The 24432-nt window shown below is 41.1% G+C and carries 18 protein-coding genes and 1 pseudogene; 9 read left to right on the top strand and 10 right to left on the bottom strand.

The window, feature by feature from the left end:
- Positions 1-148 precede the first annotated feature (148 nt).
- The gene (locus MiAbW_RS15960; protein ID WP_151696896.1) at positions 149-415 is read left to right on the top strand and encodes a hypothetical protein; all 267 of its coding nucleotides are present in this window, start codon (positions 149-151) and stop codon (positions 413-415) included.
- A gap of 70 nt (positions 416-485) precedes the next feature.
- On the opposite strand, the gene MiAbW_RS15965 is transcribed toward MiAbW_RS15960, so the two are convergent.
- From MiAbW_RS15965 to MiAbW_RS15980, 4 genes are all read right to left on the bottom strand, one after another.
- A complete protein-coding gene (locus tag MiAbW_RS15965) occupies positions 486-731 on the bottom strand; it encodes a UPF0175 family protein (RefSeq protein ID WP_002779979.1) in 246 nt (81 codons plus the stop codon).
- Positions 732-964: 233 nt separating this feature from the next.
- A complete protein-coding gene (locus tag MiAbW_RS15975; protein ID WP_151696912.1) occupies positions 965-2254 on the bottom strand; it encodes a restriction endonuclease subunit S in 1290 nt (429 codons plus the stop codon).
- Positions 2254-2598: a hypothetical protein gene (locus MiAbW_RS20240; protein WP_238707316.1), complete on the bottom strand. Its 345-nt coding sequence runs from the start codon at positions 2596-2598 to the stop codon at positions 2254-2256. The genes MiAbW_RS15975 and MiAbW_RS20240 overlap by 1 nt, the downstream gene beginning before the upstream one ends.
- A 102-nt stretch (positions 2599-2700) precedes the next feature.
- Complete coding sequence (locus MiAbW_RS15980) at positions 2701-4923, bottom strand: type I restriction-modification system subunit M (protein ID WP_238707317.1); 2223 nt, start codon at positions 4921-4923, stop codon at positions 2701-2703.
- A gap of 89 nt (positions 4924-5012) precedes the next feature.
- On the opposite strand from MiAbW_RS15980, the gene MiAbW_RS15985 reads away from it, so the two are divergent.
- The 8 genes from MiAbW_RS15985 to MiAbW_RS16020 all read left to right on the top strand — a co-directional run bounded on the left by MiAbW_RS15985 (position 5013) and on the right by MiAbW_RS16020 (position 14490).
- Complete coding sequence (locus MiAbW_RS15985) at positions 5013-6485, top strand: NADH-quinone oxidoreductase subunit M (RefSeq protein ID WP_151696897.1); 1473 nt, start codon at positions 5013-5015, stop codon at positions 6483-6485.
- A 208-nt stretch (positions 6486-6693) separates the two neighbouring features.
- Positions 6694-7203 (top strand): hypothetical protein, encoded by a 510-nt coding sequence (locus MiAbW_RS15990; RefSeq protein WP_151696898.1) that lies wholly within the window; start codon positions 6694-6696, stop codon positions 7201-7203.
- Positions 7204-7274: 71 nt separating this feature from the next.
- Positions 7275-8054: a photosystem II S4 domain protein gene (locus MiAbW_RS15995; RefSeq protein WP_151696899.1), complete on the top strand. Its 780-nt coding sequence runs from the start codon at positions 7275-7277 to the stop codon at positions 8052-8054.
- Between the two features lie 43 nt (positions 8055-8097).
- On the top strand, positions 8098-10146 hold the full coding sequence (locus MiAbW_RS16000) for a DNA phosphorothioation-associated putative methyltransferase (RefSeq protein WP_151696900.1): 2049 nt from the start codon (positions 8098-8100) through the stop codon (positions 10144-10146).
- 34 nt (positions 10147-10180) lie between these two features.
- Positions 10181-10810: a Uma2 family endonuclease gene (locus MiAbW_RS16005; RefSeq protein WP_151696901.1), complete on the top strand. Its 630-nt coding sequence runs from the start codon at positions 10181-10183 to the stop codon at positions 10808-10810.
- A gap of 13 nt (positions 10811-10823) precedes the next feature.
- Positions 10824-12137: a dolichyl-phosphate-mannose--protein mannosyltransferase gene (locus MiAbW_RS16010; RefSeq protein ID WP_151696902.1), complete on the top strand. Its 1314-nt coding sequence runs from the start codon at positions 10824-10826 to the stop codon at positions 12135-12137.
- 61 nt (positions 12138-12198) lie between these two features.
- Positions 12199-13209, top strand: coding sequence for a tryptophan--tRNA ligase (gene trpS, locus MiAbW_RS16015; RefSeq protein ID WP_151696903.1), 1011 nt, complete (start codon positions 12199-12201; stop codon positions 13207-13209).
- Between the two features lie 237 nt (positions 13210-13446).
- The gene (locus MiAbW_RS16020; protein WP_151696904.1) at positions 13447-14490 is read left to right on the top strand and encodes a DNA-methyltransferase; all 1044 of its coding nucleotides are present in this window, start codon (positions 13447-13449) and stop codon (positions 14488-14490) included.
- Here the strand turns inward: MiAbW_RS16020 and MiAbW_RS16025 are convergent.
- The 6 genes and pseudogenes from MiAbW_RS16025 to MiAbW_RS16050 all read right to left on the bottom strand — a co-directional run.
- Positions 14487-15077, bottom strand: coding sequence for a ScaI family restriction endonuclease (locus MiAbW_RS16025; protein ID WP_151696905.1), 591 nt, complete (start codon positions 15075-15077; stop codon positions 14487-14489). The two genes, MiAbW_RS16020 and MiAbW_RS16025, sit on opposite strands and share 4 nt — an antisense overlap.
- Positions 15078-15398: 321 nt before the next feature.
- Positions 15399-17072: a chaperonin GroEL gene (gene groL, locus MiAbW_RS16030; RefSeq protein WP_151696906.1), complete on the bottom strand. Its 1674-nt coding sequence runs from the start codon at positions 17070-17072 to the stop codon at positions 15399-15401.
- Between the two features lie 187 nt (positions 17073-17259).
- The gene (locus MiAbW_RS16035) at positions 17260-19284 is read right to left on the bottom strand and encodes a potassium channel family protein (RefSeq protein WP_151696907.1); all 2025 of its coding nucleotides are present in this window, start codon (positions 19282-19284) and stop codon (positions 17260-17262) included.
- Positions 19285-19411: 127 nt separating this feature from the next.
- On the bottom strand, positions 19412-20251 hold the full coding sequence (locus MiAbW_RS16040) for an SWIM zinc finger family protein (RefSeq protein ID WP_151696908.1): 840 nt from the start codon (positions 20249-20251) through the stop codon (positions 19412-19414).
- Between the two features lie 13 nt (positions 20252-20264).
- Entirely contained in the window at positions 20265-23387 is a 3123-nt protein-coding gene (locus MiAbW_RS16045) for a DEAD/DEAH box helicase (protein ID WP_151696909.1), read from the bottom strand.
- A 303-nt stretch (positions 23388-23690) separates the two neighbouring features.
- Positions 23691-24305: pseudogene (locus MiAbW_RS16050) on the bottom strand (DUF3616 domain-containing protein); the annotation flags it as partial.
- Positions 24306-24432 lie beyond the last annotated feature (127 nt).

Raw genomic sequence — 24432 nt, forward strand, 5'->3', positions numbered from 1 at the left:
CCCCTTCCCCCCTTGATAAGGGGGGTGCCGATCCCCCTTTAGTCCCCCCTTAATAAGGGGGGCATCTGATAATTTTTAACACCTAGCCACTTATGAGAAACGCTATAATAGGTTATTATACATAAAAAATATTTAAGCATTAACGGATATGAACAACCAACTGGTTAAAACTTTAGCACAAATTATTAGATCCCTTTCTGAAGAAGAAAAACAACAACTAGAAAGAGAATTAACATCTAATGGAGCAATAGAAGCAATAAAAGACTATCAAAAATTATCTTTTTGTCAAACGGCTACCCCTGAAGAATGGATAAAAGCTTTTGAAGAATGGGCAGAAAGTCATAGAGATAAGAATTTTCCCCAATTATCTGATCAAGATATTAGCCGAGAAAGTATCTATGGAGAACGGGGTTAAATGTCTTATACTAAATCCGTTGAGTAACGCACAGAAAACGGGTTTCTCGGAGAAATCCGTTTTCTACTCATCAAATGTCACGCTCTGACAGCAATCTCTGCATTTGAATCTGATTTATTCCCAATATTTCCCTTGCTGTCCCTAGACTGATTTTATTTTGCTCAAATAGGGAAATAGTTGTTTCTCGCAAAGTGTCAGTATTGCTATCTTCTAAGATGATGACGCGGATCTGTTTACCTTCCCATTCAGAAGAATATTCGGCGGGAATGGTAACTATGCCGTTTTTTAGGATGGTTTTAAATTCGATCGCTTGCATGGTAAATCTATGGGCAAGGGAGTTATGTTTAGTTTAGCGAATCGTCTGATATCGAGATCATGGGATATAGATCGCCTGAGCAGTTTGGTGACTTGGCGAGGTCAATCAGGGCGTTACGATATTTTTTGATGCCGCGCCGAGCGATTTCCATTTTTTTGGCAAAGTCTGGGTATATGTTTAAGTTTTTGTGATTTGTGGGTGTTTGCTCTGGTTGCATAGGTTTGACCGATGAATCAATTTGCTGCTATTTTTTGGTTGAGGAGGTCCGTAACTCGAACTTTGCCTGTTAGCAGGTCTTGCATAAGTCCGGTTTTGAGAGAGCGGAGTTTAGATAGACAATTGTTTGCTTGCCCTATCTCGTAAACACACAAGTCCAGCCTGCACGCTAAGAACTCTTGTTCTTCTTGCATTCGGGGTATCTTGATTGGGGTTGCTCGCATCGCCGCCAATGAAAGATTTTTGATAGTTGAGCCGGTAAGTTCATAATCATAAAATCGGTGTACTGGCTCTGACTGGAGGATGTGATAAATTAGGCGAGCATTTACCGATTTCTTGCATTTTATATACGCTGCACTTTTTCCGAGAACCACTGGCTCATTTTTATAAAATGCGATATTCCCAATCGTACCATTGATTGAGTACAAAATCGTTCTATCGTCAAGTTCAATGTAGTATTTCCTAAATTCGCCTTGATTGACGCACAAAGTATCGGAAGTAATGTGAATTGATCCATCCCCTAGGTTATTTCCATTTATGAAGAAGAATCCGGTGTTTTCAGAGTAAGCCGGGGTTGTATGTATTCCGTCACCAATCTTTGTTGTTAGTTCGTCAAGACTTTCCACCTCCCACTCAACCGGAATCCTCCCAAGCGGTGAATCCTTAAATTCATGGGTTTCTTCACTGCGAATATTGCCGTTTTCATCAATTCCTTTGGTGAGCAAGTCCTGCATTAGTCCCGTTTTGATGCGCTGCTGCTTGGCAATTAGGGCTTCGGTTTGCTCAATCGCGCGGTCTATTGTTGAAAGGATGGTGGCGATTTGGGTTTGTTCTTGTTTTGGCGGCGTTAAAATTTCAACTGACTCAATTGCTCCAATAGGAAGCCCAAAGCGTGTAGAACCACTAGCATGAAGAGCAAAATAATTAGCTACTCGTGAAGTTGAAAGATATTTAGAGAGAAAGATAGAATCAATTTTTTCATTGTCAGGTCGAATTAGTGCCAGATGATAACCACAAACTAAGTTATCTATTTGCTCATGTATAACGGTGGGAATACCGATATCATCAGGAGTTTCTGAGTCTTTGGTAATAATTACATCTCCAATATTTAAACCAAATCGCTCAATTTCTGCATCGTTTGCAGAACCTTCCATAAACTGAATTGATCCATCAATATATTCATTTGTGTAAACGTCCATGTAGTTGCAAAGCTTTACAGGTCGTTCGCTAGGATAAATTTTTTTGTCAACATTACTAACTCGTATATCAGCAAGATCACGAAGTTTTTTTACATCCCAATTTTTCATCACGCCAAATACCTCAACTTACTCAAAAACTCATTTAACTGTCCTAAAGTCTGCTCTCGCTGGGCCTCCATTTCCTGACTTGATACCGCATACTTATCCCAAAGATTCTCAACCTTAGCGACAAGTCCCCGCTTTTCCCCATTCAAGTAACGAGTAAGCTGCTCCGATACCCAATCATAGAGCTTTTTTAGAATCAATTTTTTCGCTTCTTCATCCCTTAACTGTCCTCCTATTTCAGTCAGTAATCCCTCAGGATAAGATAATTTAATCTCCAAGGCTTTCTTATCCTTATTAAGCGCGTTAATCTTCGCCTTTTCTTCCTTTTTACTTGCATTTAACCCCATAAGCTGATTTTGTACCTGCTCAAGTAATTCAATAGTTTCAGCCTTAAATTCCTCATCACCAACCCGTTTTAAGCGCAGCTTTAACTCAAGCTGACTCTGCTGTTATTTAAGTGTATTCTTAAGTAACTTGATCCGGTTCTCAATGTCAGTAATAACATTGTATTCTTGTTGGTAATATTGGCGCTCTCTGGCTGCTGAATCGCCCTGGGATTGCTTCAGGTCATCTATCAACTCTTTAAGCCCTTTCTTAATCGATGTGGCGCTAACAGTTTCTTCCTCTTCTGGTTCATAATTCGCCACCTCTTGCGCTGATTCCACCGCTTCGCTTAACTCCCCTTGGACTGCACTAATCTTACTTTCCAGTTCCTCAATTTCCGCCTCTTCCGCCTGAAAAAATGCCGCTAATAAATACTGATCAGGAATAAGAGTATGATGCCAGCCAGTGTTAATAATAGTCTTTAGATCATAGCGAATCTGCTGCCACCAGTTAACAAACACCCCCGCCGATTTAAACTCATCTAAAACCCCCAAAGGAATCAGCTGCTGTTTAAGGCTGCTCAGTAATTGCTGCCGCACTTGGGGCATAATATTATTTCCCTCCAACTTGGCAAAATCATCCCGCGCTTCTCGCCACCAATTTTTAAGCGTAGTATAGTGGTCGCTTATCCTTGCTTGTAAATCGGGATTAGCTTCCAGATTCTCTTTAATAGCGGCTTTCGTGGCAATTTCTGGGCAAAAACTAGCATAGCCGGGGCGTAGGGGCTTAAATAGGGTATTTGTATTGATGCCAAACTTAGCAAAAGTATCCTGTTGTGCGGCAATTTCAGCCTGCGGAATACCCCCCATCAAGTGAGCTTTTACATCCTCCGGTTCCGGGTCTGGCGTATTATCCACATAGCGGCGAATATTAAGATTAAAGTCGTGTTTTTCGACAATTTCCGACTTATCTACCAAGCGGCTATATTTGGGATATTCTCGCTTGTGGGTAAAGACATAATCGATCTTTTCAATGTCTTCGGGGCGCAATTTATTCTGGTTCTTTCCCTCAGCATATTCTCGATCGGCATTAATAAAAAGGATTTTATCGCGTAATTCATCAGGTTTATTTTTATTCACCACCAACACACAGGCCGGGATACCCGTGCCATAAAATAACCCCGGGGGCAAACTAATAATCGCCTCAATCAGATCATCCTCAATTAAGATCTCTCGAATCAGCTTCTCTTTCCCCCCCCGAAATAGCACCCCATGGGGCATGATAGTGGCCATGTGGCCGTCGGGTTTAAGACTGGCAATCATGTGCTGGACAAACATCAGATCCGCCTTTTTCCCCTTTTCCGGGCAGAATTCGCGAAAGCGGTTGGTAAACTTGAGATTAGACTTGCTGTAATCCTGGGAAAAGGGCGGATTAGCCAGAACTCGGTCAAACTTGCGAATCTGTCCGTTTTCTAAAATGAGCGGATCTTCGAGAGTGTCCCCGTTTTCAATGGTGAAGCGGGTGATGTTGTGGAGGATCATATTCATATTACAAATTGACCAGACTGTACCGTTAGAATCCTGTCCGTAGAGCGCCAGATTCTGGGGGTTTTGCCCCTGTTCCTCCACATATTGATAGGACTGGATAAGGAAACCGCCCGACCCCACGGTAGGGTCATAGATAGTATGGCCCGCTTGGGGTTTGACCAACTGTACCAACAGCCGCACCACCTCGGCTGGCGTGTAAAATTCTCCCCCTTTCTTCCCGGCACTATCGGCAAAGTATTTGATTAGGTACTCGTAGGCTGCACCCAATAGGTCGGGAAACTCAAAATTATCGTTGACCAGCACAAATTGGGGCTGATTGAAATGATCTAGTAAATCCTTCCATTTTTGGTCAGGTATCTTGGTTTTGCCCTTGGTAGCATTAAAATCGATGTTATTCTTCAGCACTCCCGCCAAGGCATCGTTAGCATCCTCTACCGCCGCTAATGCCTTATTGAGCATATTGCCGATGTCCTGCTTAAGGTGTTTGAGCGGCGGCACTTCCTGGCCGTTTTCGTCGCGCCAGGATTGATGCCAGCGAGCGCGAGGAGGTACGAAAAATGTTTCTCCATAGGAGATTGGGTCTTCTTGCAGTTGGGCCAGCAGCAACGGGTCTGGGATGTGTGCATATTGTTTCTTGAGTTGCGCTTGCTTGCGCTCAAACTCGTCTGACAAGCGTTTGAGGAACAACATCCCAAAGATAAATTCTTTGAACTCGGAAGCGTCCATTTTACCGCGCAGAATGTCCGCCGCCTTAAATAGAAAGCTTTCGAGTTGACTGAGAGTGATCTTTTCTTGTTTCATCGTTAGTTACCTTAAATGTTCACCAGTTTATATTGCTAAAGATTGACCGCTCAGGCAATAATGGGAAGGTTTATCATGCCCATTAAAGAATGCTGAACGCTTTTATTTGGCTACCGATTATAGGGGCGATACTGATTGCCTACACGCCTCTAGAGGCGAAAAAAGTGCGAGGATTAGCTCTAACTCTTGCTGTCGTTCTCTTACTGCTTAATATTCTCCTTGGCTGGCAATTTGACCCTAGTAACCCGCAAATGCAGTTCACGGTTAACCTGCCTTGGATTAATTTCCTCGGTTTCAATTATGCCCTCGGTGTCGATGGATTGTCATTCTCATTACTTTTTCTTAACAGTATCTTGACAATAATTGCTCTTTATGCTAGTGGTACAGAGGTTAACCGACCGAAATTTTACTATTCTCTGCTCTTGTTACTCAATGCCGGAGTAGCGGGGGCCTTTCTAGCGCAGGATTTACTGTTATTTTTCCTATTTTACGAATTAGAAATCGTCCCGCTTTACTTTCTCATTGCCATTTGGGGGGGTCAAAGACGCGGTTACGCGGGCATGAAATTTTTATTATACACGGCAATTTCTGGCTTTTTAGTGCTGATCTCTTTCCTCGGCTTAGTTTGGCTAACCGGTGCTGATAATTTCGCCTATAACCCCCTTTTATCGAATAATTTAGACGTTAAAACTCAATTACTGCTCCTTATTCCCCTTCTGATTGGATTAGCCATCAAAATCCCGATTTTTCCCTTTCATACTTGGCTACCGGATGCCCACGTGGAAGCATCTACCCCCGTTTCTGTGCTTTTAGCGGGAATATTACTCAAATTAGGAACCTATGGACTGCTGCGCTTTGGAGTCGGTTTATTTCTTGACGCTTGGGTGACTATCGCCCCTTGGTTAGCAACAATAGCAGCTATCAGCGCCCTCTACGGGGCCAGTTGCGCTATTGCCCAAAAGGATATGAAAAAAGTAGTGGCCTATTCTTCCATTTCCCACATGGCCTATATTTTACTAGCGGCGGCGGCCACCACCAGATTAAGCATCACCGCGGCGATTTTGCAGATGATTAGTCACGGTTTAATTTCCGCTTTGTTATTTTTGTTGGTGGGAGTAGTGTATAAAAAAACTGGTAGTCGGGATGTGGATTATCTACGGGGTTTATTAAATCCGGAAAGAGGTTTACCAATCACGGGAATGTTAATGATTTTAGCGGCTATGGCCAGCGCCGGCATCCCCGGAATGGTGGGATTTATCGCCGAATTTTTGGTCTTTCGTGGCAGTTTCCCGATTTTTCCGATACAAACGCTCTTATGTTTGGTCGCTAGTGGTTTAACCGCAGTATATTTTCTCCTGATGATTAATCGGGTTTTCTTTGGTCGTTTAACCCCTGAATTATCGCGCATTCCCCGCAGTACCTGGCCCGAAAGATTTCCCGAAATTGCTTTGGCTTTATTTATTATTGTTTTGGGATTACAACCGAGTTGGATGATTCACTGGAGTGAAAACCAAGCATCAATGTTATTAACCGGGACGGCAATCAGTCAAAAGCAATCATAGAAACCTTTTTCGGAATTGTTAAAACCTAGACCGAAACTAACTTTTGGATAGGAGGAACAGTTGGCATTTATCCCTCGATTCAGCAACAGCTAAAACTGAATTAACCATTGACTAACGCCTCCCCTTGAATATTTTCTTGATCGATCGGCTTTTGCGTCCCCAAAATCCTTACAATAGGAGATGAAGATAGCCTGAAAAGTTGGAGAATATGAATTATCTCATTGCCGTGTTAGCTGATCGCATTCAAGCCGAAGAAGCTGCCGTTGCCCTGGAAAAAGCGGGAATTCCCCAATCTCAAGTGACTATTCTCGGTCGCGGCTATAAAAGTGCCGATGAGTTCGGTTTGATCGATCCTTTTCAACAGGCCAAAAAACGGGCTACTCTCATGGCTTTTTGGTTAATTCCCTTCGGTTTTGCCGGGGGCTACCTTTTTAACCTGATTACGGGATTGCATACCTTTGATTGGGCGGGAGAACCGGGCAATCATATCGTTGGCGGCATTGCTGGGGCGATGGGGGGGGCGATGGGCAGTATTTTCGTCGGTGGCGGCGTGGGTTTATCGTCCGGCAGTGGCGATGCACTTCCCTATCGCAATCGTCTGGGTGCGGGAAAATATATTATTGTCGTGCAGGGTTCCGAAAACCTGAAAAATCGAGCGACTCTTATCCTGCGTCAATTTAACCCCGAAAATCTGCAAGGATACGCCCTAGAACAGTGAACGGTTATTAGGAATAAGTTATCGTTCATCTGATTTTTTCCTAAGAATTTTTGATTAATTAACACAAAACAATGTTACCAAGAGAAGAATTACTAAAGGGTGTCGAAAATCGCGAGGAGATAGCGAAAGTTATTGATAAAGCCGAACAAGCGATTAAGACTTGGGAAGTGACGACAACAGACTTTCTTTCTCCTGCGGTTTTGGCGGAAGTAGAACGAGTTTTTGAGCGTTTAACCGATGTGTCAATGCAAAAATGGGGCGGTTATCCCCAAGCAGAAAGACAGCGCCTCGGTATTGCTAGAGTTGATCTACCTTTGGCAGTAACAGATATTCCCCTATCTGCCCTTGATATTGCCGGTAATTTTCTTTTTGATACCGCTAACCACCGGGATTTTTTAGGGGCGATGTTGGGGACGGGAATCGTTCGGGAAAAAGTCGGTGATATAATTGTTTTAGGTGAGCGAGGGGCGCAGGCGATTGTAGTGCCTGAATTGGCAGATTTTTTATCTGCTAATTTGCGACAAGTGCGTTCGGTTCCCGTGAAAACTAGCCCGATTCCTTTGACGGAATTAAAAGTTAGACCACCGCAAAAAAAAGAAATTAATACTGTGGAAGCTTCCCTACGTTTGGATGCGATCGCATCGGCAGGTTTTGGCATTTCTCGCAGTAAAATGGCCGAAGCAATTAGCTCCGGGGATGTGCGAGTTAACTGGAAAGATATCAGTCAATCTAGTTATAATGTTAAAACCGGTGATTTGATTTCTTTTCGGGGAAAAGGTCGTCTAGAAGTGGGTGAGGTGACTGTGACAAAAAAAGAGCGCTATCGGGTTCATTTAACTAGATTTATTTAGTTTTTTCTGTGTCTAGAATTTGTTATTAGACAGATTAATTGCCATGGCTGATAATTTCGCCGTAATCGTGCAACTGTGTCAAGTTAGTCCCATCGGTAAACTATTACCGGGGGCGCTTTATGTTCATCGAGAAGCATTACAGCAACTGGATCCTATCCTCCAGAATTACGAACAACAAGCAAGAATTAATCAGCATTTATCCGAGGCAACAATAATTAAATTTAGCACCGATAAACCGAAAATATCCTATCTTTTTTATCCCGATTTTGATTGGGAACCTCACCCAGTTTTAACTAAAAGTTTAGTGGTGGATATGGGGACATTAATCTTAAGTGAATGGAATTATCAAAATGCTGATAATCCCCCTATTTTACACCGAAAAGAAACCTTTGTTACTAGGAACTATCCTCTTTATCAAGAATTCGAGCATCTCACAAAAATTGAGAGTGCTTTAGGACTTTTAAACAGTTCTTATCCCATCGGTACTAAACAGGAATGGCAACGGCTTTTAAGAAAGTATCACCTTGATTTTGCAGGAGATTATTTAGTTTGTAATCTAGAGGGACAAAGGGAAAAATCCATAATAATTGATCGCCACAAAGCCGCTCTTGTTCGCAAAACCCTTTCTCGTCCGACAAGATTAGCATTAGCGGCGGGATTATTTCTTCCTGAAACCACTTTTTTTGATTACGGTTGTGGTTATGGAGGTGATATAGAACGCATAGCTGAACAGGGTTATCACAGTGAAGGTTGGGATCCTTATTATCGTCCCGATAGTCCTTTAATTGAATCTGATATTGTTAATTTAGCCTATGTAATTAATGTTATTGAATCCGCCGAAGAAAGGCAAGAAGCTTTATTAAAAGCTTGGCAACTAACCCGTCAAGTTTTAATCGTTTCAGCACAGATTTTGATTGATGATAGTGAACGGGGTTTAATGGCTTATGAAGATGGAATTATAACCCGTCGCAATACCTTTCAAAAATACTATCAACAGGAAGAACTAAAACAGTATATTGACAGGACTTTAGGGGTTGATTCTATTCCGATAACTTTGGGAGTTTATCTAGTTTTTCGAGAGGAAGAAAAAGCCGAAAATTTTCGTTTATCGAGATGTCGTTCCCGCACTGCCACTCCTAAAATTAAAACCCATCTCAAACGCTTTGAAGATTACGAAGATCTATTAACTCCCCTGATGGAATTTTACACTCAGCAGGGACGTTTACCCGTCGCGGGAGAATTATTGCAAGAGGAAGAAATTAAGGCAGAATTTGGCACTTTTAGACGAGCTTTTCAAGTGATTCTACAAGTAACAGAAGGGGAAGAATGGGAGATAATTGCCGATAAAAGACGCGCCGATCTTTTACTTTATTTAGCTTTAAGTCAATTTAGCCAATGTCCGAAAGTAAGGGAATTATCTCCCGCTACTCGTGCCGATTTTAAAGCTTTATTTGGCAGTTATCGCAATGCTTGCGCTTTAGCAGAAGAAGTGTTAATAAGTGCGGGAAATCTGCCAGCGATCGCTCGTACTTGTGAAAATAGTTCTCTAGGCAAACTTTCCCGTTATTCCCTAACTATTCATATTAGCGTTCTGGAAAAATTACCGATGTTATTACGCTTATATGAAGGTTGTGCTAGTCAAACTATCGGACGGTTAGAAAATGCTAACGTTATTCGTTTATCCTTTCGTCAACCCAAAATTTCCTATCTCTATTACCCTAATTTTGATACAGAAATTCATCCGATTTTAGCCACTAGCATGGATGTGTATTTAGGTTCGGCTGATTTTAGTTTTCGCGATTACCAGGATAGTCCTAATCCGCCAATTTTACACGAAAAAGAGCTTTTAGTAACGGCGGATTATCCCAACTATGATAAATTGCTTCGCTTAACTAAATTAGAAAAGGATTGGGGATTGTTAGAAGATAGAAAAGCGATCGAACGTTTACAGGGTTGGCAAAAATGTTTAGAGGAGAATTGTGCTACAATCAAGGGCCATCAAATCCTGTGGCGAAAAGATGCCGATCCCTATAAAGTGAGGATTTTACGCGCTAAAATTAACGCCAGAAGAAATCAAAATAAGTCTTCCTGAGTAATTAAGTCAAATAGATGAGGTAATTAATTTTATGATGACTACGATTCGGTTACAAGGATTAGAAGATTTCGAGTTAAAAGCTAATGATCCTGAACAAAGAATGTTAATTTCTGGGGTTAATTGGCAACAGTATGAAACCCTCTTAAAACATTTAGAAGATAGTTCCAGTTATCGCATTACTTACTTAGATGGAATGGTAGAAATTATGTCTCCTAGTCGTCGTCACGAAGTTAGCAAAAAAAATATCGGTAGATTGGTAGAAGTTTATTTAGAATATGCTGAAATTGATTTCTGGGGATTAGGTTCCACCACGTTGCGAAAACAGGAAAAAGAAGCGGGAAAAGAACCGGATGAATGTTTTTGTTTATTTACAGAAAAAGAGTTTCCTGATTTGGCGATAGAAATAATCTTAACCAGTGGCAGCCTGAAAGTTTTAGAAGTTTATCAAAGATTGGGAACTCAAGAGGTTTGGTTTTGGCAAGATAATCAGTTAAAAATCTATTCTTTGCAAGAGAATGGCGAATACATTTTAATCCCTAAAAGTGCTTTATTACCGGATTTAAATTTAGAATTATTAGCCGCGTACGTCAACCATCCTAATCCCCGTCTTGCCGTCAAAGAATTTCGCTTGCGTTTAACAGAAAATTCCCAGTTATCATAACTATTATCTTTTCATGAATTCTCAAGTAAAATTTAACCTATCTATCCTAGGAATATTTGTATTTTCCCTAGGAATAAGATTCTGGAATCTCAGTCAATTTAATACACTTGTTTTCGATGAAGTTTATTATGCTAAATACGGCAATGAATATCTAATCGGTAAAGATTTTTTTCAGTCTCATCCACCGTTAAGTCAATATTTAATTGCTATTAGCATCTGGATTGGTTCCCATTTTCCTGCCGATGCTGAAACCATTAATAATTTAACAGGTTCCCTGCGCTCAACTTTTAGTTATCGCTGGTTAAATGCTTTGACTGGTTCTTTTATTCCCTTAATTATTGGCGCAATTGCCTATCAATTAACCCAGAGAAAAACTGTATTTTTAATCACAGCTTTTCTCGCCAGTTTAGACGGATTATTTCTGGTGGAATCCCGCTATGCTCTCAATAATATTTACTTGATTTTATTCGGTTTGTCTGGACAATTATTTTTTTTATTAGCACTCCAGAAAAATCATAAAATCAATTGGTTATTATTATCGGGGGTTTGTTTCGGTTTAGCGGCAAATATTAAATGGAATGGCTTAGGATTTTTACTGGGAATATTTATTTTTATCGGTGTTGCTTGGTTAATAAAATTATTGAATCAAGAGCAGTCAAAAGATCATCTTTGGACAAAGGCAACTAACCTGAGATTAGAGGACATTTTTATCGCATTAATTGTCTTTCCCCTCGTTACCTATAGTTTGCTGTGGATACCGCATCTTCTCGTCAATCATCAATATAATTTTTGGCAAGTACATCAAGAAATTTGGTCATTTCATCAGAGAATAAAGGGCAATCAAGCTGATGTTCATCCCTATTGTTCTTCCTGGTATAGTTGGTTAGTAATGGGGCGACCTGTGGCTTATTATTTTGAGAGAGTAGGTGATAAAATTTATGATGTTCACGCTATGGGAAATCCGTTTTTGTGGTGGTTTTCTACGGGAGCAATTCTAGTGGTTTTTAGTCGGTTATTTAACCGAAAAGATCGAGTAATTTCCGCCTATCTTATCTGTAACTATATTGCCAATCTGCTGCCCTGGTTAAAAATTAGTCGCTGTACCTTTCTCTATCATTATATGGCTGCCTACAGCTTCACTTGGATTGCCCTAGCTTGGCTCTTAGCCGATGGTTTAGAAAGTTCCAATCCTATTTATAAAAATGGCTCGCGCTCGCTGATAATTTTGATAACTTTTGCTTTTATCTATTGGCTACCAATTTATTTAGGTATTCCCCTGTCAGCGCGGGATTATTATCTGAGAATGATTTTTCCCAATTGGATTTAGGATGAAATTAGCCGCAAAAACTGATACAATAAAATCATGATAAAAAGCGATCGCATGAGTTATGGGTAAACAAAGAATCTTATCTGGTGTGCAACCAACCGGCAATTTACATTTAGGCAATTATCTCGGTGCGATCCGCAATTGGGTGGAGGGACAAAAAGACTACGATAATTTCTTTTGTGTGGTCGATTTACACGCGATCACCGTTCCCCATAATCCCGCCACTCTTGCGGAGGATACTTTAGCAATTGCCGCTTTATATTTAGCCTGCGGAATTGATTTAGAATATGGGACGATCTTTGTCCAATCCCACGTTAAAGCCCATACGGAATTAACTTGGTTATTGAATTGTATCACCCCTTTAAATTGGTTAACTGATATGATTCAATTTAAAGAAAAAGCGATTAAACAGGGGGAAAATGTTGGCACGGGTTTACTCGATTATCCCGTACTGATGGCCGCCGATATCCTACTTTACGATGCCGATAAAGTACCCGTAGGAGAAGATCAAAAACAACATTTAGAATTAACTCGCGATATAGCCGTTAGAATTAATCATCTTTTTGGGCAACCGAAACAACCAATTTTAAAACTTCCCGATCCGATGATCCGCAAGGAAGGAGCGCGGGTGATGAGTTTAACCGATGGCCGGAATAAAATGTCTAAATCCGATCCTGCCGAGATGAGTCGGATTAATATTCTTGATAGTCCCGATGTCATTGCTAAAAAAATTAAACGCTGTAAAACCGATCTAGTAAAGGGTTTAACTTTCGATGATCCAGAACGTCCCGAATGCCATAATTTACTAACTCTCTACAGCATTTTATCAGGAAAAAGTAAAGAGGTGGTCGGGGGAGAATGTGCCGATTTAGGTTGGGGACAATTTAAACCGATGTTAACAGAAGTCACCATAGAATCTCTGAAACCTATTCAGGAAAAATACGCCCAAATTAGAGAGGATAAAGATTATTTAGCCACAGTTTTGCGGCAAGGTCGTCTCAAAGCAGAAGCGGTAGCAAATCAAACCCTCGATCGAGTCAAAAATGCCATGGGTTATTTACCACCATTTTAGGGATAATTTTCGGGTGCATCTCATAATTATTAATCTACTCAGTTGAGATTTTTCAAGGAAAACTCGCTGCTTTATCAGTCGATCTTTAACTCTTGGTGGGGTTCTACCCCCCCCAATCCAGGGTAAGGGAAGGAGAATGATTACAAGAGTTATTAAATTAAGCGCAACTCTGGTGATATTTTGGTAAAATAAGGACATAATTGAAACTATCAAAACACTTACCTGTCCTTTGAGATTATGGTTGTAGAGTCCCAGCGAAAACAAAAAAAACTATCGGAAGATGAGTCTCGTCCAATTGCCAATAAGGAACAAAACTCTTATCTAGCAGAGGGAATTGTTGATCATCAATCAACTCAGATTGCCCCTTCCTCCTTACTACAGCCATTTTCTCCAGAGTTAGAAAAAGATAGAGCCAACAAATTTAATTTTCTTAAAGAAATTCTGATTAGTCATCTTGGTCAACCTTTTTACTCAGACAACGGCTTTATTCTTTATCAAGGAGATGCCACAGACTTTTTGTCTAAACTATCTCATAGTGACATAAAAATTGACCTCACTGTTACATCACCACCTTATAATATTGGCAAAGAATATGAACGAGTTCTTTCAATCAATGACTATGTTGATTGGTGTGCTAATTGGCTGCGGCAAATTTATCAGATTACTCAAGATAACGGTGCTTTGTGGCTAAATGTTGGTTATTTAGAAGTACCAGAAAAGGGATTATGTGTTCCGATTCCCTATCTTCTTTGGGATAAGTCTCCCTTTTATCTTTTACAAGAAATTGTCTGGAAATATGGGGCAGGTGTTTCTACAAAAAATCGTCTTAGTCCTCGCAATGAAAAATGGCTTTTTTATCTCAAAAATTGCCAAGAATATACTTTTAACTTAGATAATATTCGTGACCCTAACGTTAAGTATCCCAATCAAAAGAAAAATGGTAAATATCGTTGTAATCCTCTCGGTAAAAATCCTTCTGATGTGTGGGAAGTTCCTAAAGTCACTACAGGAGAAAAGCGCAGTTCTAAGGAAAGAACCGGACATCCCGCACAATTTCCTTTAGCAATTGTCGAGAGAATTATACAAGCTTCATCTAATCCCGTAGAAATAATACTTGATCCCTTTGCCGGTTCTTGTTCTACGGGAATAGCGGCCTTGGGATTAGGAAGAATTTTTGTGGGTTTTGAAATTCGACAAGACTATTGCGAGATAGCTGCAGAGAGATTTAAAAGATTTAAAAAAGAAAGAAGCAATACTCATATTCAAGGATCATTATTCTAGATTTTTTGATACAATTGGAGCAATTTATAATTTTCTACGTCAGAGGAAAGACGCGATTGTTGACCTGTAGCTGCCTTTTGCCCAATCCAATCCCCAGAATCAATCCAACCGAAACGAATTAGTTTAATCTGAGGATTAGTAGTATGAGAAAACTTCTCAAAGTTAACTGCTAAATAGTATCCAGACTTACCTTTTTTGCTGTTATTAGAATTTTGAGCATAGCTTCTGTTGCCATATATATGTCTAGGATCAGAGGAGGTTTTGACTTCAATTGAAAAAAAGTCATCAGGTATATAGACAATATCTTTATCAGATATACTGATATCTCCTCTCCAGAGATCGGGAGATTTTGCTTTTAGTTCTAAAGGAATTAATTCATGAAGTAGAAAACCCATAATTTGAGGTTTAGGGAAGATATCCCTACCAATTCTAAAACCTTTTGTGCCTAACTGAGAATTAAAAATTGATTGCCAAGATGTTAAAACAACATCAACAATTGCATCGGTAGATAGGGGATGTCTTTCCACAAGTCTTTGGGTGATAGATAACCAATTACTAGGAGAGACATCTGCATAGGGAGAGTTCATCTATAGTTTTTTTCCAGCGTCATTAGATACAGCAACTAATATTAACGCAACCACCTCCCCCTATCCCAATACCTAAAATCCATGACTAATCTTCATTAATCTCCCGATCTTCTGTACCGGTTAACTGACAGAGTTCACAAATTTTGCGGAAGTCGAGCATTTGTACTAAAATTTTCTAGGTGCAGTTTCAATGCAGTACAGCTTATTCTTGCCCTGTGGTTGAGGAAAAAAAACCTGTCCCTAATGCCGATGTTAACGAGAAAAGGGACAGATTGGCTCAATTGCATGAGATTATTTTGACGGGCCAGACGGCATCAGGAATTACATCATACCCATGCCACCCATGCCACCCATGCCACCCATGCCACCCATGCCACCCATGCCGCCCATATCGGGGGCTGCGGTTTCTTTAACGGGTTTTTCGACCACGAGGGCTTCCGTAGTTAAGACCATACCGGCGATAGAAGCGGCGTTTTGTACAGCTGACCGTACCACTTTAGCCGGATCGATAATTCCGGCGGCGATTAAGTCTTCGTACTTGCCAGTGAGGACATTGTAACCGACGCTAAAAGCGGTATCGCGCACACCTTCCACGATCACATCCCCTTCCACACCGGCGTTATTAGCTAACTGACGCAGGGGGGCTTCTAGGGCTTTAGCGACGATATCGGCGGCGACTTTTTCCTCATCGTTAGTCAAAGAAGCTTTGAAAGCCTTCACCTTAGAAGCCAGATGAATCAAGGTTGTACCACCGCCCGGGACGATACCTTCTTCCACGGCGGCTTTGGTGGCATTGAGGGCATCCTCGATGCGGAGTTTGCGATCCTTGAGTTCGGTTTCCGTGGCTGCCCCGACTTTAATCACGGCCACACCGCCGGCTAATTTAGCGATGCGTTCCTGTAATTTTTCCTTATCGAATTCGGAATCGGTTTCTTCTAACTGTTTTTTCAGTTGGGCGAGACGTTTCTGCACATCGGCCTTATTGCGGCTGTCTCCGGAGGCGACAATAATTGTATTGTCTTTTTCTAGGGTGATTTTTGCCGCTTGCCCTAGCAGATCAAGGCTAACCGTGTCAAGACTTAAGCCCACTTCTTCGGAAATCAGACGACCGCCAGTGAGGATGGCGATATCTTGTAAAACCGCTTTGCGACGTTCCCCGAAACTGGGGGCTTTGATAGCGACGACATTTAAGACTCCCCGGGCTTTGTTGACCACTAGAGTGGCTAAAGCTTCGCCGTCCACATCTTCGGCGATAATTAATAGGGGACGACCTTGACGGGCAACGGCTTCGAGGACGGGGACTAATTCTGCGATCGCACTGATTTTTTTATCGGTAATCAGGATCAGGGGGTTGTCGTACTCGACGATCTGTCTTTCTTGATCGGTGATGAAATAGGGAGAGATATAACCGCGATCGATCTGCATCCCTTCCACTACTTCTAATTCCGTGGTTAGGGATTTCGATTCTTCCACGGTGATTACGCCATCGGTGGTGACTTTTTCCATGGCGGCGGCGATCATTTTTCCCACTTCTTCGTCGTTGCCGGAAGAAACGGTGGCCACTTGAGCGATCGCATCTCCAGCGATCGGTTTAGCGACGGCGGCGATTTCCTCGACCAGATAGGCGATGGTTTTGTCTAGTCCGCGTCTTAAAGCGACGGGATTGGCCCCAGCGGTAACGTTTTTGAGACCTTCTTTAATTAAAGCCTGGGCGATGATGGTGGCGGTGGTGGTGCCATCTCCCGCTAAATCTTTGGTTTTTGCCGCTACTTCCTGAATTAATCTCGCCCCGGTGTTTTCGAGGGGATCGGACAATTCGATTTCTTTGGCGACGGTGATGCCGTCATTAACGATCTGGGGGGCACCGTATTTCTTTTCTAGCAAGACATTGCGTCCTTTCGGACCGAGGGTGATTTTTACCGCATCGGCCAAGGCGTTGACACCTCTTTCTAGGGCGCGACGGGATTCATCTTTGAAGGCAATGATTTTGGACATGGTATCGCTGTTGTAATAGGACTCCTTATAGTTAATTTAGCACTCTTAGGGCTTGAGTGCTAATCCCGGTGTGCGGTTATTGAGGAGATAAGGGTGTTATCTCCCCACGGCAGACTGAATTGAGTTAAAAAAAAATAAAAAAAGACCAAGATGGCCTTCTAGTTTGACAAAAAAGGATAACTCTCATTTACCTCGATTTCGGGTTAATGGGAATAGCCAATGCTTGAACTTGAATTTTTTTTAACTCGGAAACTAATCGAATCGCCTGCTGTTCGTAGAGGGGGGCGCCCAGGAGCGCTGGCAAATTTTCCATGAGATCGCTGGCGGTTTTCAGGGGACAATTAGAAAAACGACTGATTACGGTGGGTGCTTCTGCGGCAATATTGCGGTTAAAGGCTTTTTCCACCCGCACGCGCCAAGTTTTGGGAGTGCGACGACCCTGTTCCACCCGTCGCAGTCCGTTGATGGTGGCCAGCACCACAATGCGATCGCCGATGCGTAAATTGAGATAATCTTCGGGCATTAATTTCGTGGTTTCCCGTTCTCGTTGGTGTAGGATCGGCACGACTCGATAACCGTAGGCAATATCCCCGATCGAGCTACCATTGAGAGTATCTCCGGCTTCGATCTCGTATTCTGTCACCAGAATCGTTTTTTGCGCCCAACGGAACAGATAGATGATATTTTCTCCGAAAGCCGCTCCCGTAAAGGCTTCTGCCGCCACGGTGTTGGTTCCTAAAATGTGAGATTGGGGTAGAATTTGACTTAATTGTTGACTAAGGTTGTCGTCGGTGGTGCGGATGACTAAGTAGCTTTGGGGGTTGAGTTTGCGGGTGGTTAGGGCCACTTCTAAATTGAGGATTTCGTCATCAGTAACGATCGCTATACTTTTAGCCCTATCTAAATTGACATTTTTTAAAGATTCTTCGATATTTCCCGTCATCAGGGGCATTTTTGGCAGCATAGTCCCATCAAAATCCCTATTTAAGCTCACCCCAACGATCGCCTGTTGCATTTCTAGTAATAAATTAGCCACTTCTCTGCCGACTCGACCTAAGCCCACAATAACGATATGATTCTGTTGGGGAACTGGGGGACGGTTAGGGATAAATTGAAATCTTGATGATAATAAAGTTTCTGTCAAAATGGCATAGAGAACCCCGATAAAAGCGGTTCCAGCTAAGGTTAAAAAGAGACTAAATAGCTGCATCCACCAGGGAACCGCATTTAAATCTTCGGGGTTAGAGCCACCGAAAACATCGCCGTAACCACCTAATAAAAGGATCGCTGTTCCTGAAAGAGAGGAAATAAAGGAAGCTCTCGGGGCGTAGAGATGGAAAAGAAAAGTCCCGATAATTACTAGGAGGATAATGATAAATACTGACAGGAAAGCCACCCGATGAATTTGCTGCTGAAAACTCAATTGCCAGAATTGTTGGATTTCTTTGAGGAATTTCTGCCAAAAATCCCGCAACTTCTGGGGAGAATTTGACGGTTTCTGGCGGGTAGAATCGATGTTTTGATAGGTAGTCTCTATAGTGGTAATGGTATCACCAGCCCGGATAGTAGTGGTGGGAGACCATTGATAAAATCCGGCCCTTAAAGGTTCATCGGGGGCTGTATGTGCTAACAGACGACGGGTGGGGGTATTTAAATCACCTAAAAAGCGATCGAGTAAACCATCTTCGGGGCTAATTTGTCTCTGGATAATCCGCAATTTCTGACCGTCGAGATGCAAAAAACCGAGGGTTTCTGTGCCTAATGTGGCTAAAGCAAAGGCATTGGCGGGTAGTTGGGTGGGTTCATAGGCGATAAAATTGCCTAAACGTTCCTTAAGTAGCTGATTGAGATTATCTTTAGAAGAACGCACCACTAAGCGGGTAAGGGGATTTAATTGCCGAATAATTAGGGCAGTGGTGGCATTAATTCGCTCATCACTGGTGACAATTAAAGCAGCCCGACAGCGATCGATTCCCGCTCTTGCTAAAATGTTTTTTTGACGACAATCACCGATAATTATTTCCTCTAATAAATCGGGAAAATCATTAATTTCCCAACTGGGAGGCTGTATTAGTTCGATACCGACAACGCTAACCCCAAACTCTTTTAAAGACTTGACGCAGTGTTGTCCGAGACTACCCAATCCACACACTAAAAAGCGATCGGCTGACTTGACATTCCCATGGACAAAGCTGAGAGATTCTTGGTTCATAGATTCTGCTTGTCTTAAAAAATAGAATGCTTTTTCAAACTTTTAATCCCGCTTTAATTACCCTTTAATCTAGCCTTAATTTTCTCTTAATAAGAAGGGTGTCTGACAATTTTCAACACCCACCTAATTATAACATACCAGCATTTTTATTGCGTACCCGTTGATACATTTCTTCCATTACTTCGATAAAGGAAGTATTCTTATCCCAAAATGCAGGATAATCACCGGCTTTTTTAATGACAATTGCGGGAATAGTTGCCGATTTAACTAACTGAGGGTTTTCTGGTAAACGTTGATGGGAGTGCCAAAATTCTTTGAGATCAATTGTTTCTGCTGCTGGTATAGTTTCGGGTTTAGTGTGATAGGAAGTTCCGGGGTTAAGAGGAATTTTTTCCTCTTGGATGGAGGAGGAAAGCAACTTACCGAGAGGAGTTTTTGCTAACTCTTGCAGTAATTTTTGACGAGAGATACCCCGTAATTCAAATAAGAGGAAAGGATCCTGATCTAATTGGGAAGCAACGAGGTAATAAACTCCTGCGATATGTTTACAGGGATTTTCCCAATCGGGACAGGAACAATTGGTGATAAAATCCTTTTGATTGTGGGGTAATAAGTGGAGATTCAGATCGCTAAATGCTTCATCAATATTATCGGGAACTTCTTTGAGCAGCAGTTTAGAGATCATACTCGCTCTTGAACCAAGATTATATAAAGCTTGTGACCACTCTGCTTTAGTAATTGGTTTAATCTCGATACTCACCCTATACAAAGGTTCTTTATAAACTCCAAAGTAGGGATTAATGGAACCTCGCACCTGAGCAGTAATTAAATTACCATCAATTTTATAATTCTTGACTTTATCATTTTTGGCGTAGGAACGTCCTCGACTCAAGCGCGCTGAGTCAGTAAATTCTTCTAGTGCTTCTATAAAGCGTTGTCCCCACCAAGTTTTACTAAATTTATTCATGGGTTTACCTCGGTTAAATAATTGTCTGTTTATTCAATGCGATTAACTGACGAAAACTTTCGTTATCTAATTCCGTTAACCAGGATTCATCATTACTAACAATAGCATTAGCTACCTTTTTCTTTTCCTCGATCATTTCATCAATTCTTTCCTCTAAGGTTCCCAGAGTGACAAATTTATGCACGAAAACATTTTTTTGTTGACCAATTCTAAAAGCGCGATCAGTTGCTTGATTTTCCACCGCAGGATTCCACCAACGATCGAAATGAAAAACATGATTTGCTTTGGTTAAAGTAATCCCCACTCCCCCAGCTTTTAGGGATAAAATAAATACGGAAGGTTCTGTTTCGGGATGTTGAAATTCTTCGATCATTTGTTCTCGTTTTGGTTGAGAAGTCCCCCCGTGAAGATAATAGGTATTATAGCGAAAAGTTTGTTTGAGGTACTTTTGTAAGGAGTCACCGATTTCAGTAAATTGAGTGAAAATTAGCAGACTATCTCCCTCTAAAATTACTTCTTCTAGCATTTCTCCCAAACGCTCTAACTTATGCGATCGTTCAGGAGTAAAAGCACTGTTATCCTGTAAAAATTGACGCGGGTGATTACAAATTTGTTTCAAGCGCATCAGGGTAGATAAAATTAATCCTTTGCGTTTTATTCCCTCCGCTTCTTCTAATTGTTTTTCCACTTCTTTGATGACAACTTCGTAGAGAGAAGCTTGTTCTTTAGTTAAATTACAATACTGTTTGTTTTCCACTTTATCAGGCAAATCTTTAATTATCTGCTTATCGGTTTTTACCCGACGCAGAATAAAAGGTTCCACTAATTTTTTGAGAACCGTGGACTGGAGACGATCATTTTGTTTTTGGATTGGCACTTCAAAAGCTTTACGAAATTGAGTTTCTTTACCTAAATAACCGGGGTTAAGGAAGTTAAAAATTGACCATAAATCAAGCAGTCTATTTTCTACTGGAGTTCCCGTTAATGCGAGACGATGTTGTGCAGATAAACTCAAGATTGCTTTAGTTTGTGCCGCTTTAGGATTTTTGATATTTTGTGCTTCATCAATTACTAAACGTTGCCAAGATTGCGATTTAAATAATTTCAAATCCTTGCGAACTAAGGTAAAAGAAGTAATGACGATATCCTTTTGACTAGCTACTGTCTGAAATTCGCTCTCATCTTGATAGCGCTTACTACCATGGTGGATTAAAACCTGAAGATGGGGGGCAAATTTTTCAATTTCTTTTGCCCAATTTCCCACCACAGAAGTAGGTGCAACTAGCAGAGTTGGTAAAACCTTATTATCTCCCTCTCTTTCCCCAATCAATCTAGCAATTACCTGTAGGGTTTTTCCTAATCCCATATCGTCAGCAAGACAACCATTTAAACCCAATTGTTCTAGGTATTGAATCCAGGCAACTCCGCGCTTTTGGTACTCCCGCAGCGTTCCTTGTAATTGGGGAGGATTTTCGATCGGTTCTAGTTGACTAGGATTTTGTAATTTCTCTAGCATAGAACCTAAAAAATTATCGGTTTCAATAATAATCTCCTCTGGGTATTCGGCAGCTTTTTTCATTAATTCAATCAGATTCATCTCAGGATTTTCCTGCTGATATTTCTGCCAAAAATCCAGCATTTGCTGCATTTTATTTTGTTCTAATTCTACCCATTGACCTCGAAATTTAACTAAGGGTGTTTTGGTGTTAATTAATTGTTGCCATTCCTCTTGACTGATAGTTTCTTCCCCGATGGCTAATTCATATTGATATTTAATGATGTTTTCGAGGCTAAAAATCCCTTTACTAACGGGGGTAGATTTGCCCGATTTAGAAGTAGTTTTTAGCCGAACTTTAGCGCGTTGACGGCCTTCGGGAGTCCACCAAGCGGGAATAATTACCTTATATCCCGCATCTTCTAAAATCCAAGCAGTTTCTTTTAAGAAAGTAAAAGCTTCTGTAAGGTTGAGATAAAATCCCGTCGGTTTATCCGTTTCTAATCCTTGCCAAATGGGTGGATAAATACGGGCAGCATAACCCAAACTTAGTAAAATATTTTTGTCTAAATCTTGACCAAAATGCGCTCGTATGCTTGTTCTAGTTTCCGGTACTGCATACCAATATTCGTCTAATTCTAATCCCAGGGAGGGGTCTTGTTTAGAGATGAGGATAAAAGTAATTTGCCACTGTTCAATATTATCGTCTGGCGCTTCCGTTAGTTTAAAACCGAGGGTAAAATTAGATATATTTTGGTCTCCCAGTAATTGCTGTCTCCAAGTTTGCCACTGTTGATATTTTTCTAAGGCAGCGGCAGTTTGTAGGAATCCAGCAGCCTTAGTCACAGAGAAGCAATCACCTATAATTGTCTCGCTAATTTTTTTATCAAAACTGGCAGGAATTGCCGTATTGGCGACAATTTCATTGAGGAGACATTCGGAGAAGTGCCGGAGTAGGGTTTTGGGATCGTATAATTGTGGTGAAGCATGGGGATTTTCAGCACCAGCAAGACAAATGCGGGGAAGATATTCGAGATAGCGATCGAGATTGGGTTCGTAGGTTGCTGATATAATTTCCCAAAGAGGATAGATGGCAAAGTTAGCGTTTTTCTGGTTATTTGTGGCTAATTCTCTATATTTAAAAGCAGGAATATAGTTATCTTTGAGAATTATTTCTTTAAAAGCTTGACTGTAGTGATACCAAAAAAGTAAATCTGCACCTAACTGAATCTCTGAGGAGTTGTAAAGACAGATAAAGTGCAGATCATTGAGCAGTTTAAGTACAGGATTAAGGGGATAACAATCAATTTGCCAAGATTGCCATTGGCTATTTTCTGGGGGTTCTTTTTCTAGATAACGCAGTAATTCTAAGGAGGGTAAAGGTTGATTATCTTGGCTAGGTAAAAGAAAGTAGCGGGGGACAAATTGCCGACTAAGAGGATTATAATTCGATTGAACTATTCCTAATTCTCCAGTGAGAAAGCTAGTTAATTCTTCTTTGCTTAACTGAAAAGGATGATAATTATTAGCAGTGGTGCGACTCTTTTTCGGGGTGCTAGTTTCTCCCCAAAGATAAAAGCTACCCTTCTGAATAAATTCGTCCGTTGATTGAGGAATCCAAGTACCGTGAAGAATTTTCATGGTTTTTAATTAGTACAAAAGAACTTAAATGAGGGCAACATTTAGCCTCTAGGAAAATTGTAGCGATTATGGGAGGATTCTCCACACTTTCCTGTTCTTATCCCTTTGGGAACCTAAAAGTCCTCTGGATCAGAGAAAAAGGTTAATAGGACTTCTAGGACTGAAAGCCTCAAGATGAGCGTGTTATTTGAGCTTAAAGCTTGTCTCTGTATGGGTTTAAAGCTATTTTTGTCTTAGGTTGTGTTTAAGTCCCACTCAGAAAATGTCTAAGTCCCATTAGCAGTGAAAAAGAAAAACAGCTAATTAATTCGCTTTTACCCAAATACTACGGAAATATTTTTCGGGACTATTTTTATCGGGAATATCTTTACAGGGAGTATTACCAACTCGCTCGATTGTACCATCATCGCTTAAAATCTGAAAGCGATCTGGGAAATGGGGATAAAACAACAAAGCTTCTGGACGAAAACCGTCAGGGAATTGCAGTGATTCTATCTTTTTTGGTGCATCTTCTTTTTTTCCTGACCAAGTATAGAAAACAAATTGATCGCCTCCATGAAATTCTCCGGCAATAATTAAATATACTTCTAAAGCTGGCCAAAATTCAATGCTACGAATTCCTAATCTTCCCAAATCTAGCAGGATAGGATCACCAAATTCAGCTTTAGCCATGGTTGAATTAGTAACTAAACTCTTGGGATTTTTTAGGGGTAATAAAAGAGCTTTACCGTTGGGGACAGGATTACGAAAACCGATTAAGATATTTCCGTCTGGAGTTGCCGTTAAACCTTCAATATTTAATCCTCCTTCAGCTTTGGGAGCTTTGGTTTCTGCTGTTTTGAAATCAAATATTTTAGCCAATTGAGAGTCTTCGATAATATCGCGCAATACTAACTGAGTATAAGACTCACCCACTTGGGGAGCAAGTCAAAGCTGAAGAACAAATAAACTACTTGACAAAAGCATCAATTGGGTATGGGATAGAGAAAAGAGTAGGGAAAAGACAAAAATGACTCCAGAGCAACAACAAGAACTTAACCAACAT

Origin of the sequence: Microcystis aeruginosa NIES-4325 (genome assembly GCF_008974145.1) — a bacterium.
GTDB classification, from domain to species: Bacteria; Cyanobacteriota; Cyanobacteriia; order Cyanobacteriales; family Microcystaceae; genus Microcystis; species Microcystis aeruginosa_G.

Excerpts from the sequence above, each read along its gene's own strand:
- MiAbW_RS15960 (WP_151696896.1), top strand. The coding sequence starts at position 149 with ATGAACAACCAACTGGTTAAAACTTTAGCACAAATTATTAGATCCCTT.
- MiAbW_RS15965 (WP_002779979.1), bottom strand. The coding sequence starts at position 731 with ATGCAAGCGATCGAATTTAAAACCATCCTAAAAAACGGCATAGTTACC.
- MiAbW_RS15975 (WP_151696912.1), bottom strand. The coding sequence starts at position 2,254 with ATGAAAAATTGGGATGTAAAAAAACTTCGTGATCTTGCTGATATACGA.
- MiAbW_RS20240 (WP_238707316.1), bottom strand. The coding sequence starts at position 2,598 with ATGGGGTTAAATGCAAGTAAAAAGGAAGAAAAGGCGAAGATTAACGCG.
- MiAbW_RS15980 (WP_238707317.1), bottom strand. The coding sequence starts at position 4,923 with ATGAAACAAGAAAAGATCACTCTCAGTCAACTCGAAAGCTTTCTATTT.
- MiAbW_RS15985 (WP_151696897.1), top strand. The coding sequence starts at position 5,013 with ATGCTGAACGCTTTTATTTGGCTACCGATTATAGGGGCGATACTGATT.
- MiAbW_RS15990 (WP_151696898.1), top strand. The coding sequence starts at position 6,694 with ATGAATTATCTCATTGCCGTGTTAGCTGATCGCATTCAAGCCGAAGAA.
- MiAbW_RS15995 (WP_151696899.1), top strand. The coding sequence starts at position 7,275 with ATGTTACCAAGAGAAGAATTACTAAAGGGTGTCGAAAATCGCGAGGAG.
- MiAbW_RS16000 (WP_151696900.1), top strand. The coding sequence starts at position 8,098 with ATGGCTGATAATTTCGCCGTAATCGTGCAACTGTGTCAAGTTAGTCCC.
- MiAbW_RS16005 (WP_151696901.1), top strand. The coding sequence starts at position 10,181 with ATGATGACTACGATTCGGTTACAAGGATTAGAAGATTTCGAGTTAAAA.
- MiAbW_RS16010 (WP_151696902.1), top strand. The coding sequence starts at position 10,824 with ATGAATTCTCAAGTAAAATTTAACCTATCTATCCTAGGAATATTTGTA.
- trpS (WP_151696903.1), top strand. The coding sequence starts at position 12,199 with ATGGGTAAACAAAGAATCTTATCTGGTGTGCAACCAACCGGCAATTTA.
- MiAbW_RS16020 (WP_151696904.1), top strand. The coding sequence starts at position 13,447 with ATGGTTGTAGAGTCCCAGCGAAAACAAAAAAAACTATCGGAAGATGAG.
- MiAbW_RS16025 (WP_151696905.1), bottom strand. The coding sequence starts at position 15,077 with ATGAACTCTCCCTATGCAGATGTCTCTCCTAGTAATTGGTTATCTATC.
- groL (WP_151696906.1), bottom strand. The coding sequence starts at position 17,072 with ATGTCCAAAATCATTGCCTTCAAAGATGAATCCCGTCGCGCCCTAGAA.
- MiAbW_RS16035 (WP_151696907.1), bottom strand. The coding sequence starts at position 19,284 with ATGAACCAAGAATCTCTCAGCTTTGTCCATGGGAATGTCAAGTCAGCC.
- MiAbW_RS16040 (WP_151696908.1), bottom strand. The coding sequence starts at position 20,251 with ATGAATAAATTTAGTAAAACTTGGTGGGGACAACGCTTTATAGAAGCA.
- MiAbW_RS16045 (WP_151696909.1), bottom strand. The coding sequence starts at position 23,387 with ATGAAAATTCTTCACGGTACTTGGATTCCTCAATCAACGGACGAATTT.